This is a genomic window from Rhizobium phaseoli (assembly GCF_010668805.1).
GTDB lineage: Bacteria > Pseudomonadota > Alphaproteobacteria > Rhizobiales > Rhizobiaceae > Rhizobium > Rhizobium phaseoli_A.
The window spans coordinates 1-15,127 of record NZ_WUFT01000008.1 but is presented as its reverse complement, the minus strand read 5'-3'; the positions used below and the strand labels follow the sequence as shown (position 1 = coordinate 15,127).

The 15,127-nt window shown below is 61.3% G+C and carries 14 protein-coding genes, 1 tRNA gene and 1 pseudogene; 6 read left to right on the top strand and 10 right to left on the bottom strand.

The annotated features are described in order from the left end of the window. Positions 1 to 31 precede the first annotated feature (31 nt). Together GR197_RS32300 and GR197_RS13655 are read right to left on the bottom strand one after the other, a co-directional pair. Positions 32 to 250, bottom strand: a pseudogene (locus GR197_RS32300) (LysR family transcriptional regulator); the annotation flags it as partial. A gap of 36 nt (positions 251 to 286) precedes the next feature. Next, entirely contained in the window at positions 287 to 619 is a 333-nt protein-coding gene (locus GR197_RS13655; protein ID WP_164010288.1) for a hypothetical protein, read from the bottom strand. A gap of 354 nt (positions 620 to 973) precedes the next feature. Between GR197_RS13655 and GR197_RS13650 the strand changes: the two genes are divergently transcribed. Then, complete coding sequence (locus tag GR197_RS13650; protein ID WP_164010286.1) at positions 974 to 1,417, top strand: glyoxalase superfamily protein; 444 nt, start codon at positions 974 to 976, stop codon at positions 1,415 to 1,417. A gap of 77 nt (positions 1,418 to 1,494) precedes the next feature. Continuing rightward, entirely contained in the window at positions 1,495 to 2,862 is a 1,368-nt protein-coding gene (locus GR197_RS13645) for an MATE family efflux transporter (RefSeq protein ID WP_164010284.1), read from the top strand. 45 nt (positions 2,863 to 2,907) lie between these two features. Here the strand turns inward: GR197_RS13645 and GR197_RS31995 are convergent, their stop codons facing one another. From GR197_RS31995 to GR197_RS13610, 8 genes are all read right to left on the bottom strand, one after another. Continuing rightward, the gene (locus tag GR197_RS31995; protein ID WP_204330201.1) at positions 2,908 to 3,069 is read right to left on the bottom strand and encodes a hypothetical protein; all 162 of its coding nucleotides are present in this window, start codon (positions 3,067 to 3,069) and stop codon (positions 2,908 to 2,910) included. Between the two features lie 102 nt (positions 3,070 to 3,171). Further along, a complete protein-coding gene (locus GR197_RS13640; protein ID WP_164010282.1) occupies positions 3,172 to 4,008 on the bottom strand; it encodes a helix-turn-helix transcriptional regulator in 837 nt (278 codons plus the stop codon). Positions 4,009 to 4,076: 68 nt separating this feature from the next. Continuing rightward, positions 4,077 to 4,304: a DUF1127 domain-containing protein gene (locus tag GR197_RS13635; protein WP_164010280.1), complete on the bottom strand. Its 228-nt coding sequence runs from the start codon at positions 4,302 to 4,304 to the stop codon at positions 4,077 to 4,079. A gap of 89 nt (positions 4,305 to 4,393) precedes the next feature. Then, positions 4,394 to 5,191, bottom strand: coding sequence for a 5-deoxy-glucuronate isomerase (iolB, locus tag GR197_RS13630; RefSeq protein ID WP_164010277.1), 798 nt, complete (start codon positions 5,189 to 5,191; stop codon positions 4,394 to 4,396). 193 nt (positions 5,192 to 5,384) lie between these two features. Beyond that, positions 5,385 to 6,302, bottom strand: a complete 918-nt coding sequence (iolE, locus tag GR197_RS13625) for a myo-inosose-2 dehydratase (RefSeq protein WP_164010275.1) — start codon at positions 6,300 to 6,302, stop codon at positions 5,385 to 5,387. Positions 6,303 to 6,367: 65 nt separating this feature from the next. Further along, entirely contained in the window at positions 6,368 to 8,218 is a 1,851-nt protein-coding gene (iolD, locus tag GR197_RS13620; protein ID WP_164010273.1) for a 3D-(3,5/4)-trihydroxycyclohexane-1,2-dione acylhydrolase (decyclizing), read from the bottom strand. 201 nt (positions 8,219 to 8,419) lie between these two features. Further along, the gene (locus tag GR197_RS13615) at positions 8,420 to 10,354 is read right to left on the bottom strand and encodes a bifunctional 5-dehydro-2-deoxygluconokinase/5-dehydro-2-deoxyphosphogluconate aldolase (RefSeq protein WP_164010271.1); all 1,935 of its coding nucleotides are present in this window, start codon (positions 10,352 to 10,354) and stop codon (positions 8,420 to 8,422) included. 93 nt (positions 10,355 to 10,447) lie between these two features. Next, complete coding sequence (locus tag GR197_RS13610; protein ID WP_164010269.1) at positions 10,448 to 11,323, bottom strand: MurR/RpiR family transcriptional regulator; 876 nt, start codon at positions 11,321 to 11,323, stop codon at positions 10,448 to 10,450. Positions 11,324 to 11,529: 206 nt separating this feature from the next. Here GR197_RS13610 and GR197_RS13605 point away from each other — a divergent pair, with 206 nt between their 5' ends. From GR197_RS13605 to GR197_RS13590, 4 genes are all read left to right on the top strand, one after another. Further along, positions 11,530 to 12,645: a Gfo/Idh/MocA family protein gene (locus GR197_RS13605; protein WP_164010267.1), complete on the top strand. Its 1,116-nt coding sequence runs from the start codon at positions 11,530 to 11,532 to the stop codon at positions 12,643 to 12,645. 87 nt (positions 12,646 to 12,732) lie between these two features. Continuing rightward, a complete protein-coding gene (locus GR197_RS13600) occupies positions 12,733 to 13,950 on the top strand; it encodes an FAD-dependent oxidoreductase (protein ID WP_164010265.1) in 1,218 nt (405 codons plus the stop codon). Positions 13,951 to 14,204: 254 nt separating this feature from the next. Continuing rightward, a tRNA-Ser gene (locus GR197_RS13595) sits at positions 14,205 to 14,296 on the top strand. A 593-nt stretch (positions 14,297 to 14,889) separates the two neighbouring features. After that, on the top strand, positions 14,890 to 15,127 hold a 238-nt coding region (locus GR197_RS13590; RefSeq protein WP_204330199.1), incomplete at its 3' end, for a porin.

Sequence of the window (15,127 nt, the reverse complement as noted above, 5' to 3'; positions counted from 1 at the left end):
GGACGCGGGTCGAGAGGCCCGCGTTTGCGTGTCAAAGCGACGGCCTCTGCCCGGCAAACAGGTTTTCATGATCGGCAAAGAGCGCCGCCAGCCGATCGATGACGATCCTGACCTCCGGCTATTGCCGCTCGTCGTCATGCGCAACGATCCACATTTCATAGGTCAGTTCATCGATGAGCGGCCCGGCGTGGACGAGGTTGCGGTCCTGGTCGCCGATGAAACAGGGGAGCACGCCGCGGCCGGCGCGCCCCATGCCGCGCCGCAATGATTTACCAATTGCAAGGCCTCAGGTTTCGAAGCTCAGCCGCAGCGCGTGGTGCAGAAATTCCGGATTGAGCAGCATGTTGAAGCTGACCGTCACCCATTCGCCTTCGCGCTTGACCATGGTCGCGCCGATCTCGTCATGGATGCCGAGGATTTCGAGGAAGAAATGGCTCGGCATTTCCAGGTTCGGGCTGACTTCGAGCAATGCGCCGGCAAGTGTGATCGTGCGGATCAGGCAGCGCACCTGCGTTCCGGTGCTGAGATGATGGCCGACGAAGATGATGTTGCCGGGCCTGTCGAGATTGAATTCCCTGTAAGCACGTTCCGGCTTGGGGTGTTCTGTGTCGAGGTGCATCTGAAAGGCCCTTTTAGCCTCCGCTTGTTCTACCACAGGATATTAGCCGAAGAATGCTGACAGCTGCTGAACAACATCGATAAGATTGAATGTTTATGTGGACCCTGCGGGAAAACCGCATCGATTTCGTGCAGTTTTGCCCCAAATTTGCTCATTCTAAAGTGCGCATGCGCCATTCTTGACATGTCGGTGGCGTTCGCGCATACAGAGGCCGGTTCGAGGCACCAGCCGCTCGCGGATGAAAATCCATGGTGAAGTCTTCGCGATCATGGTCACGGCCCTTGTGCATGCTGACTGGCGGTAATGCGAGCTCCCATTCACAGTCGAAGAGCATGCCTTGCGAAGGCTCACTCCATGACGACGACCTATTATCCTGCCATTGAAGAATTGAAGGCCCAGGCCAAGCGCTTGCGCCAGGCGATGAACGATCGCGGCACCACACTGACCCACAGTGCCGCCCTCGAAATGATTGCCCGCCAGCACGGCGTCCGCGATTGGAACACGCTGGCCGCCCTCGCGGCAAAGCCCAATGCCGGCCCGAAGACACAGCTCTTCGTCGGCGCCTATATTCGCGGCCGCTATCTCAATCAGCCGTTCACCGGCGAAGTCCTGGCGCTTTCGGCCTTGCCGGGCGGCGATCTCCACAGGATCACCATCCATTTCGACGAGCCGGTGGATGTCGTCACCTTCGAAAGCTTTTCGGCCTTTCGCCGGCGCGTGAACGCGCAGATCGACGCCGACGGCGTCTCGCCGCGAAAGACCTCGAACGGCGTGCCGCATTTGGTGCTCGATCTCTAAATTGCTTTTTTTGAGGCCGTCCAGAACCGGATGATTTAGTCGGCTCGGGCCTTGCCTCCTATTGTACGGATTTCTCCATGACCGCTCTTTCAGAAGGCAATACCTTTCTCACCGGCTGGCTGCCGGCCGTCTTCATCAAAACGGCAGCGCCGATCGTCGCGATCACCACCGTCAACGGCCTGTTCACCGTCGTCGACGCCTATTTCCTCGGGGCCTATGTCGGCCCTGATGCGCTTTCTGCCGTCAGCTTGATTTTCCCGGGGTTGATGCTGCTCGTCGCCTTGCAGTCATTGGTCTCGAACGGCATGGCCAGCATCCTTGCCCGCCGGCTCGGCGCTGGCGATCGCCAAGGCGCGCACCAGGTATTCACGGGTGCCCATACGCTGGCGCTCGCAGTCACCCTGGTGCTCAACCTGGTCTACTGGACCCTCGGCCGGCAGATCATCGACGCCGGTGCTGCCGGCAATGCCGCGGTGGCTGAGGGCGCCATGCTGTTCATGGGCGCGATGATCGCCTTTGCGCCGGTCAGCTTCTTCTTGTCGCTGCATCTCGACGGATTGCGCTGCGAAGGCAAGATTGGTTTCATGACCCTGGTGACGCTGTCGGCCTCGCTGCTCAACATCTTCGCCAATTGGCTGTTCATGGCGGTCATGCATTGGGGCGTGCTCGGTTCGGCGGTCGGCTCCATCGCCGCACAATTCGTCTGTCTCGCAGCCGTGCTTGCCTATCGCCAGCGCCGGCCGGCGGCACTCAGACCTTCTTTGGAAACCGCATTGACCGATTGGCGCGGCATCGCCACCTTCGGCGCGCCGATGAGCCTCGGCTTCATCGGCATATCGCTGGCCTCGGCAGCCATTCTGATCAACGTCTCGCTCTGGAGCGTGCATGACCACGTCGCGACGATCGCCGCCTACGGCATCATCACCCGGATCATGACCTTCACCTATCTGCCGCTGCTCGGCCTCAGCATCGCCCTGCAGACGATCGCCGGCAACAATCATGGTGCTGGTCTCAGGCTTCGCGTCGGCCAAAGCCTGCAGATCGCCATGCTCTCAGCGCTGGTCTATTGCACCCTGGTGGAAATCACCGTCGAATTGCTGGCTGGCCGCCTCGGCGCCGTCTTTGTCGCCGATCCCGCCATTATCGCCGAGGTCAGGCGAATTCTGCCCTGGACAATCGGCGCCTATTTTCTTTTTGGGCAGATGCTGATCCTGTCGTCCTATTTCCAGTCGATCGGCGATGCGCCGCGCGCGGCGATCTTCGGCCTGTCGCGGCCTTATCTGCTGACCCTACCGCTCACTTTCCTGCTGCCCCTTATCTTCGGCGAGCAGGGGATCTGGATGGTGCCGGTCTTTGCCGAGGCCGGCATGTTTATCCTCGCCTTCCTGGTGCTGTCACAGAATGCAAAACGCCGCGGCTGGCGTTACGGGCTACTGCCGGCCTGAAACGCAAGAGCCGCGCTGGCGAGCGCGGCTCTTGCCGGATGTCGTCTATTCCTTGCCTGTTGGAGCTGCCGATGTCGCGGCTTCCGCCTCGTTCAGCGCCTCGGCGCATTCCTGGCAGCAGACCTCGACAGTCTTGCCGCCGAGCTTGACGGATATAGTCTCGGCGCCGAGTTCGCAGTCGCAGGCGGCACAGGTTGTCTTCTTCATCTGGTGATCCTCCGGTTGATCGTCCCCGGATCGGGACAGGCTGATAAGATCATCGAAGACCGCAATGCCGCTGTCGAAATCTTTAGCGATCGAACTGGATCATCACCTCCGGCGCAGCTGCGTCGCGCGCTGGAATTCGGCCGGGGTCTGCCCGAAAGATTGTTTGAAGGAAGCGCTGAAATGGCTATGGCTGGAAAATCCGAGATCGAGCCCAAGCGCTGTCAGATCGTCGTATTGGCCGAGCAGATCGAGCGCACGGGCAAGTCTGAGCCGCAGCTGATAGCGATAGAGCGGCGTCGCCTCGACCTGCTGGAACACCTGGGTGAGATAAACCGGCGAGACGCCCACTTCGGCGGCGATGTCGCCGAGCGTCCAGCGCCGCGCGAGATCGGAGGAAAGCACCAGCTTTGCCCGGTCGACGAGTTTTTGCCGGCCGGCGCTGGCACCCGCCGCATGCGATGTGCGCTCGCCGAGCGAGCGTCGGACCAGCGTCAGGGCGAGTGTTTCTGCCTCCAGCGTTTCGGCGACATTGCGGCTCAAACCATGACGCAGAAGCGCGACCAGCGCCTGTGCACGCGGATCGATCCGCCGGCGCTGGCGGCGGAACGAAAAAGCCGGGCCGGGCTGCACCTGATCTTTCGGCGCGAGTTCTTCGAGCATGGTCTCGTCGATTGCCAGATCGATGCAGGCGTCGCCGCCCTCGATCGGGTGGCTGATCCGATATCCCTGGCCGGGGTTGAAGAACAACACCTGATTGGCTTCGGCCACCGTGTCATTGCGGCCGACATGCCGCATGAAGACGCCGCGATAGGGATAGACAAGGCTTGTTGCGTGGGCGCATTCCTCGTCGCTCTTATGGCGGCACGCACCATTGCAGACGATATCACGAATGGTGACCATCTTCGTTTGCAAGAGCGGTGCTGTCGAAAACTGCGACATTTGATATTCCCAGGACAGGCCGCCGACGAGGCGGCCCGAGGTACAGTATCACAACTGAAACCTGTATTTTAGATGCGACTATAGACGTGAACGTCGCTTTCTGTCTGCCCCCTGGAGAGACCGATATCTTTTAGCTGATCGTCGGAAAGTTCCATCAGCGCATTGCTGTTGCGCCGTTCGCCAATCTTGCGCGCCAGCCAGCGTGCCGCCGTGATGACGGCAAGAAGCAGGCCGGGACGAAAATGACGCGAAGGTCGAATATTCCGGGCCGAGATTGTGACATTCGAGCTGTGCATGGTGATCCTCCATCCGTGTTTGGATGGAGGCAGTGAACCATCGACGGCAGTTTGGCGCTGTCAGATTATTTAGCGATCTGACGCAGTCCTCACGCCTTGACCAGCCACTCGTGCTCGACGGCATTGTGGAATTTCCAGATCCGCGTCGGCCCGGCCATGACGTTGAGGTAATAGAGATCGTAGCCATGGCAGGCGGCGCAGGGATGATAGCCTTTCGGCACCAGCGTCACGTCGCCGTCCTCGATCGCCATCGCTTCGTCAAGCGAGCGATCGTCGGTGTAGACACGCTGGAAACCGAAGCCCTGCGGCGGGTTGAGGCGATGGTAATAGGTCTCTTCCAGGAAGCTCTCGTTCGGAAGGTCATCCTGGTCGTGCTTGTGCGGCGGATAGGACGACGTATGGCCGCCGGGCGTGATCACCTCGACGACAAGCAGCGAATGCGCCGAGCTGTCGTCCTCAGGCATGATATTGTTGACGTAGCGCAGATTCGTTCCCTTGCCGCGCGTCACCTGCGGATGCGTGCCCGGCGGGATTTCCTTCGCCTGATAGGTGCCACCGCCGGGCGCCGAGCAGACGGCGAGCTCCAGATCGGTTTCAGCCGTCACCGACCACGCCGATTCCATCGGGATGTAGAGTGCATGCGGTGCTCCTTCGAACGGGTTCATGCGGCCGCCGAGCGTGCCGAAATCCTTGGTGCCGGCAGAGGCCTTGCCCTTACCTGTGACCCAGACGAGGCAGACTTCCCGATCGCCGGTTTCTCCCGAAACCGTCTCGCCCGACTTTAGCCGGTGCAGATCGAAGCCGACATAGGTCCAGCCGGCATTCTCAGGGGTGACATGCGTGACGCGGCCATGCGTGCCTGATGGTTTCACCTTGAGGTTTGGCATTGGTGGTTCTCCTCGTACGTTGAAAATTCCCCGCCCCAAACCCCTCCCAAGGGGGAGGGGCTTAATCTGCGGCGCTGTCTCCCCCATGTTGCGGCGTTCCTTTTGCAAGGTAGCGCTGTCTGGAGCGGGGCGGTGCCTCAAGTTAAGTCCCTCCCCCTTGTGGGGAGGGGTTGGGGAGGGGTTTTCTTTTCCGTTATCTCTTCGGGAAACCTTCGGTCTCCACCGTATAACCCGCGGCCGTCATCACCCGCATCAATTCCGCATGGCCGATCTCGGCCATCTTCTGCGGAGGTGACTTGCGTGGATCCTGTTCTGCCTCGACGACGAACCAGCCTTCATAACCGTGATCGGCCAGCCGCTGGACGATGGCGCCGAAATCGAGCGAGCCGTCGCCCGGCACCGTGAAGGCGCCGAGCGCCACCGCGTCGAGGAAGGATTGCCGGCTGCGGTCGAGCCCGTCGACGACAGGCTTGCGGATGTCCTTGACGTGAACGTGGTTGATGCGGGCGTGGTGGTTGCCGATGGCACGCAGCACGTCGCCGCCGGCAAAGGCGAGATGGCCGGCATCGAGCAGCAGCGGAATGCCTTCGCCCGAAGAACGCATGAAGGCGTCGAGTTCCGGCTCGGTTTCGACGACCGCAGCCATATGATGGTGATAGGAGAGCGGCATGCCTTGTTCGGCGCACCATTCCCCGAACTCGGTGACGCGGCGCGCATAGGCCTTCATCTCGTCGTCGGAAAGGCGCGGCTTGGTCGCGAGCGGCTTGGACCGGTCGCCCTGGATCGAGCGGCCGACCTCGCCATAGACGATGCAGGGCGCATTGACCGCCTTGAACAGCTCGATCATCGGAGCGATGCGGTCCTTGTTGGCGGCAAGCTCCTCCATAACCAGCGTGCCCGAGAACCAGCCGCCGCAGAGCGTCACGTCGGCGGCGCGCAGGATGGGCAGCATATCCTCGGGATTGCTGGGGAAACGACGGCCTTGCTCCATGCCGGTAAACCCGGCGCTGCGCGATTGCCGAAGGCATTCCTCCAACGATACGTCGTCGCTGAGTTCAGGAAGATCGTCGTTCCACCACGCGATGGGCGACATGCCGAGTTTGGCCTTCATCACATTCTCCTTAAAAGCACTGCGGAAGAGCGGTTCCGCTCCTCCGAAAAAATGACAGCAATAGATTAGCCGATGCGCTGGGCGGCGCGTGCGTCGACATAGCCCTTGCGCGCTTCGTTGACCTGTTCGCGGGGGCTGACCTCCGGCACCGCGACATCCCACCAGTGGCCGCCGGCTTCCGTGGTGATCAGCGGATCGGTGTCGATGAGGAAGACCGAGGTGCGATCGTTCTTCTTCGAGTCGGCGATCGCCTGCTCCAGCTCGGTGATCGAGGCGACCTTGACGGCAATGGCGCCCATGCTTTCGGCATGCGCGCGGAAATCGATCTCCGGCATCACCTCGTGATAGGAGTCCTTGAGCAGATTGTTGAAGTTGGCGCCGCCGGTGCCCATCTGCAGTCGGTTGATGCAGCCATAGCCGCGATTGTCGAGCACGACGATGTTGAGCTTGAGGCCGAGCATGACCGAGGTGGCGATCTCGGAATTCATCATCATGTAGGAACCGTCGCCGACCATGACGACCACATCGCGTTCGGGATGCGCCATCTTGGCGCCGAGCCCGCCGGCAATCTCGTAGCCCATGCAGGAAAAGCCATACTCCATGTGATAGCTGCCCGGCGCTGTCGCCGGCCAGAGCTTGTGCAACTCGCCGGGAAGGCCGCCCGCAGCGCAAAGTACCGTCGTATTTTCGCCGCCCATCGTGCGCGCCACCGCGCCGATCACCTGGGCGTCGGAGGGCAGGGCGGCATTGGTCGTCGCCAACGCTTTGGCGGCAGCCTCCATCCAGACCTTCTTCTCCGCAGTTGCCTTTTCGGCCAGTGCCGCCGGTGCCTTCCAGCCGGAAAGCCCTGATGAAAGCGCCTTCAGCCCTTCGCGGGCATCGGCGACCAACGGATGGCTGTCATGCTTCACCGCATCATAGGCGGCGATATTGAGACCGATCATCCTCAGACTATCGTTCTTGAACAGCGCCCAGGAGCCGGTGGTAAAATCCTGGCAGCGGGTGCCGACGGCGATAACGAGATCCGTCTCTTCGGCAATCGCATTCGCCGCCGATGTGCCGGTGACGCCGACCGAGCCAAGCGCCAGCGGATGGGTCTCGTTGATCGACGACTTGCCGGCCTGGGTGACGACGACCGGAATGGCGTGGGCCTCGGCAAAGGCGGCAAGCTCCTTCGTCGCCTGCGAATAAAGCACGCCGCCGCCGGCAACGATCACCGGCTTCTGCGAGGCCTTGATCAGCGCAATGGCATTCGCCAGCTCGTCCGCATCCGGCTGCGGCCGGCGGGTCGTCCAGACTTTTTCATCAAACAGGCTTTCCGGATAATCATAGGCTTCTGCCTGGACGTCCTGGCAGAGCGACAAGGTCACCGGGCCGCAATCCAGCGGATCCGTGAGCACTTGCATGGCGCGCTTCAGCGCGGAAATGATCTGCTCGGGCCGGGTGATACGGTCGAAATAGCGCGAAACCGGACGGAAGGCATCATTGGCCGAAACCGTGCCGTCGCCGAAATCCTCGATCTGCTGCAGCACCGGGTCCGGCGCGCGGTTGGCAAAGACGTCGCCCGGCAGGAAAAGAACGGGAATACGATTGACATGCGCGACGCCGGCGGCCGTGACCATGTTCAGCGCGCCGGGGCCGATCGAGGTGGTGCAGGCCATGAAGCGGCTGCGGAAATTCGCCTTGGCATAGGCGATCGCGGCATGCGCCATGCCCTGCTCGTTGTGGGCGCGATAGGTCGTCAACTCGCCACGCACCTGATAGAGCGCCTCGCCCATACCGGCGACGTTGCCGTGACCGAAGATCGCCCAGACGCCGCCGAAGATCGGCACCTTTTTGCCGTCGACAACAGTCATCTGCTTTTTGAGGAAATGTGCGACGGCCTGCGCCATCGTCAACCGTATCGTCTTGCCCATCGGGGCCTCCCGGACTTTTGACACTCTATCTGTTTTCCCCTCCCCAACCCCTCCCACAAGGGGGAGGGACTTAATTTGCGGCGCTACCTCAGGCAAATTTCAGCGTCTCTTCCTATAGGAGGGCGCTGCCTGACACTGAGCGGTGCTCCGCGTAAGTCCCTCCCCCTTGTGGGGAGGGGTTGGGGAGGGGCCTTAATTTTCCTACCGACGCTCGCGCGTCTTCAGCCACGCCTCTGTCAGCTGCCGGAAGCGGCCGGCCATATCGGTGATCGCTTCCTCGTCGTTCATTGCGCCCGAAAGCCAGGCGCGCGCCGCATCGGCAAAGATCGTCCGGCCAACGGCGAAGCCCTTCACCGAAGGGGCGGCCAGCGTCGCCTCGAAGCAGGAGATCAGCTCGTCGGCGGGCGCTTCGAGCCCCAAGAGCACGATACCGCGGCACAAGGGATCGTTTTTGGCGATCACCGCATCGATCTTCTTCCAGGCTTCGCTCGATGCCTGCGGCTCGAGCTTCCACCAGTCCGGCTTGATGCCGAGTGCATAGAGTTCCTCCAGCGCGGTTGCGATCGTATCGTCCGTCAGCGGTCCGTTCTTGCCGGCAATGATCTCGACCAGCAGCTCGCGCCCGACCTTGCGGGCGGCCTCGAACAGGGTGCGCAGCTTCTCCTGCTGCTCACTCTTCAATTCGGCCGGATCGTCGGGATGGTAGAAGCACAGGCACTTGATGCAATGGCCGAGCGGCCATTCCACCAGCTGCGAGCCGATATCCTGGCTGAATTCGAAACGCAGCGGCTTCGAGCCCGGCAGTTCCACCGGCCGGCCGATCCAGGAGAAATTCTTCGTCGCCGCGTCGAAGAAGGCGTCGCGGCCGAACCGTTCGTCGATCAGCATGCCGTAGCCGTCACGGCCATTCGAAACCCGCGCCGCTGCGGCGACCGCCAGCCGCTTGAAGGCGACGATCTTCTCATGACCGACGCCGAGCTCATCGGCGACGCTGACAAGCTGCGAACGGTGATCGATCGCCAGCGCCATCAGCAGCGGGATTTCGCCGCGCCGGGTCGATGCCCAGTGGATATGGTTGATCGCCTCGTCCTTGCGCAGCGCCCGATGCTGGCTGCCGGTCTTCAGGAAGTAATCGAGTTCCGCCCAGGTCGGATATTCCGGCGAGCAGAGCAGACGGGAGACGGCAAACGCGCCGCAGGCATTGGCCCAGGTGGCGCAGGTCTTTAGCGGCTCGTCGCGCAGGAAGCCGCGCAGGAAGCCGGACATGAAAGCATCGCCGGCGCCGAGCACGTTGAAGACTTCGATCGGAAAACCCTCGCCGACGATGCCGGCTTCAAGATCGTCGGCGATCGGCCCGTCATAAACGATGCAGCCCATCGCGCCGCGCTTGAGCACGATCGTCGCCGGCGACAGGCGACGAATCTCCTTCAGCGCGCCGAGCACGTCGTCGGCGCCGGAAGCGATCAGGATCTCCTCTTCGGTGCCGATGATGAGATCGCAATCCGGCAGCGTCTCCTTCATCTTCGAGGAGACCCGGTCGGATTTCACGTAGCGCTCGAAGCCTTCCGCATGGCCGGCAAGGCCCCAGAGGTTCGGCCGGTAGTCGATGTCGAAGATCACCTTGCGGCCGTTCGCCTTGGCGATGCGAATCGCCTTGCGTTGCGCGGCCTCGGTATTTGGCCTGGAGAAATGCGTGCCGGAAACCAGAACGGCGCGCGACGATTTAATGAAGTTCTCATTGATATCGCCTTCATCGAGCGCCATGTCGGCGCAGTCGGACCGATAGAAGATCATCGGCGACACGCCCTCGGCCTCGACCGCAAGCAGCACCAGCGCTGTCAGCCGCTCCTTGTCGGTGACGATACCGTCTGTTGCCACGCCTTCGCGCGCCGACTGCTCGCGGATGAAGCGTCCCATCTGCTCGTCGCCGACGCGGGTGATGAGACCGGATTTGAGGCCAAGCCGTGCCGTGCCGATGGCGATATTGGCCGGGCAGCCGCCGACGGACTTGGCGAAGGAGGCAATATCCTCCAGCCGCGAACCGATCTGCTGGCCGTAAAGATCGACCGAGGAGCGGCCGATTGTGATTACATCAAGCGCCGGCTCCGGCTGTGAGCTCGGATTCGATTGTACCATGATGTCCTCCCGCTAGATTTTGCGCGGCTTCCAGTGCCTGCGAATTTGTGAATAATGAAACATCGGTTCCGTTATTTTGTCAATTCGGAATGTTTATTCCATTTTCGCTTTCCCAGCTTTTGGATGGTGAAGCTTGCGGCGCCGTTCGGCGATCGCCACCGGGAGCGCCATGGTGAGCGCCATCGAAGCAGAAAGCGAGCGGAAGCCGGCGAAATCGGCTTCCGCCACCTCGAACCAGTGCGTGGCGCAGGCGGCAAGCGGCGAGAACGCCGAATCGGTGATCGCGATGACGGGGACGCCGCGGTCGGCAAGTTCCTGGCTCTGACTGAGACTGTCGGCCGCATAGGGCGAGAAGCTCGCGGCGATCGCCGCATCCTTCGGTGTTGCGAACTGCACCATTTCGGGGTCGACGCCGTTCGGCGAGGCGACGATCTGGTGGCGGATGTTGAGCTTGGAAAAAGCATAGGTCATGTGCGCCGTCAGCGGGTAGGAACGCCGTTTGGCGATCAGATAGATCGTTTCGGCGGCGGCAAGGATACTCACCGCTTTCGTGAACGTATCGCTCTGCACGGTCGCCGCCAGCCGATTGACCGACTGGCTGGCAGCGGCAATGAAACCGGAAAGCAGATTGGCGTCCTCGTCGTCGCCGCTGGTTTGCTCCAGCGTGACGAGCCGCTCTTCATAGCTCAGCGTTCGGTCGCGCAGCCGTTCGCGGAAGATGCTCTGCAGGTCGGAGAAGCCTTCGTAACCCAGATGATGCGCCAGGCGCACCAGCGTCGAAGGCTGGACGTCGGAGGCGGCTGCAATGCTTGCCGTCGTGCCGAAGGCGATCTCGTCGGGATTGCCGAGCGCGAAGGCGGCGACCTGCGCCAGCCGCTTCGGCATATTCGCCTTGCGCTCGATGATGGTGCTGCGCAGGCTTTCGAAATCGCGCGGGACGCGCGCCTGCCTCTGGGGATCGTTATCCATGCTTGCTGCCCGCGAGATGAAACAAATATTCCATATTGTTGAGCATAGACGATTTCAAATCACACGCCTAATTGTTTTTAATCCTCTGTAATTGAAGGGTTTTGAACAATTTTTCGGGAGAAGCGCGAAAATGCCTGCGGACAACTCTCTTGTCAAAATGATCCAAATATTCCAAAAATCCGCGCGCAGCTTTGGAGGAGACGGAAATGAAGTCACTTGGCATCGGTTTGATCGGCACCGGCTACATGGGCAAATGCCATGCGCTGGCGTGGAATGCGGTGAAGACGGTGTTCGGCGATGTCGAGCGTCCGCGTCTCGTGCATCTGGCCGAAGCCAATGCCGGGCTGGCGCAGACGCGGGCCAGTGAATTCGGCTTCCAGAAGGCGACGGCCGACTGGCGGGAACTGATCGCCGACCCCGAGGTCGACGTCGTCTCGGTCACCACGCCCAACCAGTTCCACGCCGAGATGGCGATTGCAGCCCTTGAGGCCGGCAAGCACATCTGGTGCGAAAAGCCGATGGCGCCTGCCTATGCCGAAGCCGAGCGCATGCTGCAAACGGCGGAGCGCTCCGGCAAGATTGCCGCCCTCGGCTATAATTACATTCAGAATCCCGTCATGCGGCATATCAAGACGCTTGTCGGCGAGGGCGCCATCGGCACGGTCAATCATATCCGCGTCGAGATGGACGAGGATTTCATGGCCGATCCCGATGTCTTCTTCTATTGGAAGAGCGAGCTTTCCGCCGGCTACGGCGCGCTCGACGATTTCGCCGTGCACCCGCTGTCGCTGCTCTGGTATCTCTTTGGCCATGTCGAGGCTGTTATAACCGATATGCTGAAGCCCTATGCCGACCGACCGCTCAGCGACGGTGGCCGCCGTGCCGTCGAAAATCACGATGCTGCCAACGTGCTGATGCGGCTTGGCGGCGGCATCTCCGCTGTCTTGATGGCGAATCGCGCCGCCTGGGGCCGCAAGGGCCGCATCGCCCTGCAGATTTACGGTTCGAAGGGCTCGATCGTCTACGACCAGGAGCGGATGAACGAATTCGAACTCTATCAGGCGGAGGGTCGCGGCTCGGAACAAGGTTTCCGCAAGATACTGGCGGCACCAGCCCATCGGCCCTATGATCGGTTCATCCCGGCGCCCGGCCACGGCCTCGGCTTCAACGATCTGAAGATCATCGAATGCCGCGAGCTGATCCGGGCGATATCGGGCGAGCCGTCGTCGATCGTGACATTTAAAGACGGTCTCAGGATAGAGAAGTCGGTGCATGCCATGGCACAGTCCTTCCACGAGCGTCGCTGGATCGAGATCGGCTGAAGGTAAGAAGCTGCTTTCCGTTGACGGCGCATAGGGCAGGGGATAGGCCTTGGCATGAGTGTCGGGCCTCGTTTCAGGAGTGAGATCGTGACGGATAGACTGGTGATCATCGGCGCGGGGCAGGCTGGTTTTGCATTGGCGGCCAAGCTGCGTGCCTTGAAGGACACGCGCCCGATCACCCTTATCGGCGCCGAAGACGTGGCGCCTTATCAGCGCCCGCCGCTTTCGAAGAAATACCTGCTCGGCGAAATGGCCTTCGACCGTTTGCTGTTCCGCGACGAGCACTGGTACGGCGACAATGACGTCGACCTTCGCCTTTCCACATGGGCCGAGCAGATCAAGCCGGACAGCAAGCAGGTTCTGCTGCAGGACGGCTCCGTTCTCGATTATGGCATGCTGGCGCTCGCCACCGGCTCGACGCCGCGCCGGCTGCCGGCCGCAATCGGCGGTGATCTCGACGGCGTCTACGTCGCCCGCGACAAGCGCGATGCCGATCTGCTCGCTGACGAAATGCGCCCCGGTCGCCGCGTCCTCATCATCGGCGGCGGTTATATCGGCCTCGAGGCGGCAGCCGTTGCCCGCTACCGCGGCCTTGAGGTCACCGTCATCGAAATGGCCGACCGCATCCTGCAGCGCGTGGCTGCGAAGGAGACCGCCGACATCATGCGCGGGATCCATCAGGCCCATGACGTGGTGATCCGCGAGAAAACAGGGCTCAAGCATCTGGTCGGTAAGGATGGCCGCGTCACTGGCGCCGCGCTTTCCGACGGATCGGTAATCGACATCGACTTTGCCGTCGTCGGCATCGGCGTCGTGCCGAATGACCAGCTCGCCAAGGAAGCCGGCCTCGACGTCGCCAACGGCATTGTCGTCGACGAATTCGCCCGCACCTCCGATCCGGCGATCTTTGCCGCCGGCGATTGCGCAGCCCTTCCCTGGCAGGGTGGCCGCATCAGGCTCGAATCGGTGCAGAACGCCGTCGACCAGGCCGAAGCGGCGGCAGCCGTCATCGCCGGTGGCAGCGCGCCATATGATCCGAAGCCGTGGTTCTGGTCCGACCAGTATGATGTCAAGCTGCAGATCGCCGGCTTCAACCTCGGTTATGACGAAACGCTGCTGCGCCCCGGCGCCCGCGAAGGCGCCCATTCGGTCTGGTACTTCAGGCAAGGCCTGCTGATTGCCGTCGATGCCATCAACGACGCCAAAGCCTATGTGACCGGCAAAAAACTACTGGAATCCGGGACCAACCCCGACAGATCGATTCTGGCCGATCCCTCCGCCGACCTCAAGCGCCTGCTTGGCTGAGCTCAAGACCGATCCTCGCAAGGAATCACAGCCGGCGGAAACGCCGTGCTCGGCGCGCCAATCCTATCGGACGCCGGGGGGCAAAGCGCAGCTTCTTCGCTAAAGAGAACGAAGCGCGATCAAATTCCGCGGATCACCCCAGCAAATGCGGTCTGTTTGCCGAACCGGCCTAAATGCCGCCGACTGCATTTCTTCTGGTGAAACCTGAAAAAACCCTTGCATTCACAGACCGGTCACCATAGTTAGGCCGCACCGGAGAGGTGGCCGAGTTGGTCGAAGGCGCTCCCCTGCTAAGGGAGTATACGTCAAAAGCGTATCGTGGGTTCGAATCCCATCTTCTCCGCCATTTTGATTTCCCCCAGTTCAGTTCAATCCTTATCGTGCGGCCGGAAGCCACCTGGGGTTAGGCAAGCTATGTCTTGCGGTCGCTGGACGGTCTGCTTCGTGGCGGCGCGATGACAAAATCGTTCCGCCTTTGAGCGGGAGAATCGCCAGCAGGGAATCACTGCCCGCTCGCATGCCCCGACAAGCAGCAGAACCGGTTCTGTGCATCTCTGGTTACGCTTGCCGCAGCCGCGATATCCCTTCAGCCTCCGGATTTCGTCAAAAAACCGTCGCAAATGTGTTGCGCAGCCCATGTCCGGTTCACTGTTGATCCAACCTAAACCGCCGCAAAATCAGGCTTTTCTTAACAAAGAATAAAGGAAATCGCGGCCGGCTGCCCGACTTGTGTCCTTTCAGCAACAGGATTTCGGGAAGGCTTCCCCAAACCACCCATCCGAGCAAGTTGGTGATTGCGTGACGGCCGCCGTCTTGTATTTTCACTCTCGGAAGCAAGGGCGACGGATCGTCCACTTCTTGAAACACGGGGATGGGGCAGGGAACGCTGCTCAGCGAAAGATCTCAAACCCGATCGAAACTTTGAATTGGAGGTCATTTATGAACATCAAGAGCCTTCTTCTCGGCTCCGCTGCTGCTCTCGCAGTAGTTTCCGGTGCTCAGGCTGCTGACGCTATTGTTGCTGCCGAGCCGGAACCGGTTGAATACGTCCGCGTCTGCGACGCTTACGGCACCGGCTACTTCTACATCCCGGGCACCGAAACCTGCCTCAAGATCGAAGGCTACATCCGTTTCCAGGTCAACGTTGGCGATCGGGTCGGCAATTCCGACACTCGCG

Coding starts and splice junctions, on each gene's coding strand:
- GR197_RS13655 (WP_164010288.1), bottom strand. CDS start 619: ATGCACCTCGACACAGAACACCCCAAGCCGGAACGTGCTTACAGGGAA.
- GR197_RS13650 (WP_164010286.1), top strand. CDS start 974: ATGACGACGACCTATTATCCTGCCATTGAAGAATTGAAGGCCCAGGCC.
- GR197_RS13645 (WP_164010284.1), top strand. CDS start 1,495: ATGACCGCTCTTTCAGAAGGCAATACCTTTCTCACCGGCTGGCTGCCG.
- GR197_RS31995 (WP_204330201.1), bottom strand. CDS start 3,069: ATGAAGAAGACAACCTGTGCCGCCTGCGACTGCGAACTCGGCGCCGAG.
- GR197_RS13640 (WP_164010282.1), bottom strand. CDS start 4,008: ATGTCGCAGTTTTCGACAGCACCGCTCTTGCAAACGAAGATGGTCACC.
- GR197_RS13635 (WP_164010280.1), bottom strand. CDS start 4,304: ATGCACAGCTCGAATGTCACAATCTCGGCCCGGAATATTCGACCTTCG.
- iolB (WP_164010277.1), bottom strand. CDS start 5,191: ATGCCAAACCTCAAGGTGAAACCATCAGGCACGCATGGCCGCGTCACG.
- iolE (WP_164010275.1), bottom strand. CDS start 6,302: ATGAAGGCCAAACTCGGCATGTCGCCCATCGCGTGGTGGAACGACGAT.
- iolD (WP_164010273.1), bottom strand. CDS start 8,218: ATGGGCAAGACGATACGGTTGACGATGGCGCAGGCCGTCGCACATTTC.
- GR197_RS13615 (WP_164010271.1), bottom strand. CDS start 10,354: ATGGTACAATCGAATCCGAGCTCACAGCCGGAGCCGGCGCTTGATGTA.
- GR197_RS13610 (WP_164010269.1), bottom strand. CDS start 11,323: ATGGATAACGATCCCCAGAGGCAGGCGCGCGTCCCGCGCGATTTCGAA.
- GR197_RS13605 (WP_164010267.1), top strand. CDS start 11,530: ATGAAGTCACTTGGCATCGGTTTGATCGGCACCGGCTACATGGGCAAA.